This window comes from Pseudarthrobacter sp. 01T43 (assembly GCF_056398665.1).
In genome coordinates this window covers 1-2,645 of sequence record NZ_JBFTPV010000053.1, presented here as the reverse complement: position 1 = coordinate 2,645, position 2,645 = coordinate 1, and the positions used below count along the sequence as shown (strand labels likewise).

At 67.8% G+C, this 2,645-nt stretch carries 2 protein-coding genes; both read left to right on the top strand.

Going from position 1 to position 2,645, the window contains the following annotated elements; all coding sequences use genetic code 11:
* Positions 1 to 193 precede the first annotated feature (193 nt).
* A complete protein-coding gene (gene istA, locus AC1DIM_RS19655; RefSeq protein WP_477712157.1) occupies positions 194 to 1,735 on the top strand; it encodes an IS21 family transposase in 1,542 nt (513 codons plus the stop codon).
* Positions 1,732 to 2,511: an IS21-like element helper ATPase IstB gene (gene istB, locus AC1DIM_RS19650; RefSeq protein WP_477712156.1), complete on the top strand. Its 780-nt coding sequence runs from the start codon at positions 1,732 to 1,734 to the stop codon at positions 2,509 to 2,511. Before istA ends, istB begins: the two co-directional genes overlap by 4 nt.
* Positions 2,512 to 2,645: the final 134 nt, after the last annotated feature.

Genomic DNA, 2,645 nt, shown 5'->3' with positions numbered 1-2,645 from the left:
TGTTAGCGGCCATGAAAAACTGCCCATAGGCGGCCACGGAACTGCCCGCTGACGGCCATGAAAACTGCCCGTTGGCGGCCATGAGATCTGCCCACTTCCTTTACTGAACCCTGCTGCTTAAGCGGCGGGAGCCTCTTCCCGGGGTTTGATGACGGTGTCTAGTCGCACCAAAGTCGCCCGGGAAGAGGCCCTAATGAAGTTTGACGGAGAAATCATGGAAATACTTGCTGCGTATGATCTGACCGGATCGTTGCGTGCCGCCGCGGAGCTCACGGGCTGCTCGCACCACACTGTCGCCCGGCATGTCGCTGCCCGGGACGCGGGCCAGCCGATAGCCGAGCCGGTCTACCGGGGCCGGGTCACAGATGCGTTCCTGCCCAAGATCGAGGAATGGATCGAGGCCTCCAAGGGTAAGATCCGCGCCGACAAGGCCCACGAGAAACTCCTGGCCCTCGGCTATGAGGGTTCGGAACGTTCGACCCGCCGGGCCGTCGCGCAGGTCCGTGCAGCGTGGCGGCTGGGCCATGTCCGGGTGCACCGGCCGTGGGTGACCGAGCCTGGTCAGTGGATCCAGTACGATTTCGGCGACGGCCCGGTGATCGAGGGGAAGAAGACCGTGCTGTTCGTGGCGTGGCTGGCGTGGTCGCGGTTCCGGGTCGTGATCGCCCTGCGGGACAGGACGGCGCCGAGCGTGTTCGCGGCCCTGGACCGCACCTTCCGTGTTTTGGGCGGCGCCCCGACCTACGTCCTGACGGACAACGAGAAGACCGTGACGGTTTCCCATGTCGCCGGGGTCCCGGTGCGCAATCAGCAGACGGTCGACTTCGCCCGCCATTACGGCGTGACGGTGTTGACCTGCCAGCCTGCGGATCCGGCGTCCAAGGGCGGGGTGGAGTCCTCGGTGAAGCTCGCCAAAGCCGACATCGTGCCCAAGGACACGAACCTGCGCGCCGAATATGCCTCCTTCGTCGAGATCGAAGCGGCGTGCCAGGCGTTCATGGACGAGGTCAACAACCGTGAGCACCGCGCCACCCGCCGCAAACCCGCGGCGATGCTGGCCGAGGAGGCGCCGCGGTTGCACCGGATCCCGGATACCGCGCATACCGTCGCGTTCGGCCTCTCGCGCAGCGTCCCGGAGAACACGCCGATGGTCACCTTCGAGAACGGCCAGTACTCCGTCCCGGCGSATCTGCTCGGCGCCCGCGTGTTCGTCAGATCCCACGGCGCCGGACCCGACGAGCAGGTCATCGTCGTCCACCACGGCAGCGGTGGCCCGGTGGAAGTCGCCCGGCACCGGCGTGCCCGGCCCGGCAGCCCGGCGATCGACGACGCGCACTTCCCGGATCACCGGCCCCGGATCCCGGGTGAGTACACGGCGAAAGCCAGGACGGCCGCGGAGGCGGAGTTCCTCGCGATCGGGGACGGCGCCCGCACCTGGCTGCTCGAGGCCGCCGCGGCGGGCACGGGGCGGATGAATGTGAAGATGGCCGAAGCGGTCGCCCTGGCCAAGATCGCCGGACAGGCCGAAGTCGACCAGGCACTGGGGACCGCGGCCATCCATGGCCGTTTCGCGAACAAGGACCTGGCCTCGATCCTGGGCGCCGCGGCCACCCGCACGACGACCCATGCCGCCGGGGAAACCCGGTCGCTGGCCCAGGGCACCGCCGGGTGGGCGGCCATCGGCCGCCCACCCGGTACCGCCCGTGCCGCCGGTGTGCTGGAGGAAAGCGCATGAGCCCGGTCCCGGCCGCCGCGCCCCCGCTGCCGGCGGAGCTGGAGGCGCTGATGCGGCAGCTGAAGATGCCCCATGCACGGGCGCTGGCGCCGGAACTGATTGCGACCGCCCGCGCCCAGCGCTGGGAACCGGCCGAGGTCATCAAAGCCCTCTTCACCGAGGAAGTCACCGGCCGGTCCCGGTCCATGCTCGCCACCAGGCGCAAGGCCGCGGGCTTTCCGACCGGGAAGACCTTCGACACCTGGGACCCCGCCGCCTCCTCGATCCCCGCACCCACCCAGCAGGCGCTGCGGACGCTGGAATGGATCGGGCGCAAGGAGAACGTCGTAATCTGCGGGCCCTCCGGCACGGGCAAGACATTCTTCCTTGAGGCCCTCGGGCAGCAGGTGGTCGAAGCCGGCATGCGGGTCGCGTGGTTCCGGCTCGAGGACCTCGGCGCTCTCATGCGCGCCCACCGCTCCGATGACAGCGTCACCAAAGTCGTCGCCCGGATCCTGCGCGCGGACTTGATTGTGGTCGATGATATCGGGCTGTTGCCGGTCGGCACCGACGCGGCGGAGGGGCTCTATCGTCTTGTCGATGCCGCCTATGAGAAACGGTCCATCGCGGTTTCCTCAAATTTGCATCCCGCCGGCTTTGACGAGCTCATGCCCAAAACCCTCGCCACGGCGACGGTCGACCGTCTGTTGCACCACGCGCACGTCTGCCAGACCTCAGGGGAATCGATTCGCCTCAGCCAGGCCCTGGCCGGACAAGGAGTCACGCCAATGAGCTAAACCCACACCCCAACATGGCCAACGCCGCCGAATACCCGGTGGGCAGATCTGGTGGCCATGAGTGGGCAGTATTCATGGCCACCAGCGGGCATTTTTGCTGGCCGCCTATGGGCACAAACTATTGGCCATTGACA

What these genes read in the sequence shown, in the direction of transcription:
- istB (WP_477712156.1), top strand. Translation starts at nt 1,732, where the DNA reads ATGAGCCCGGTCCCGGCCGCCGCGCCCCCGCTGCCGGCGGAGCTGGAG.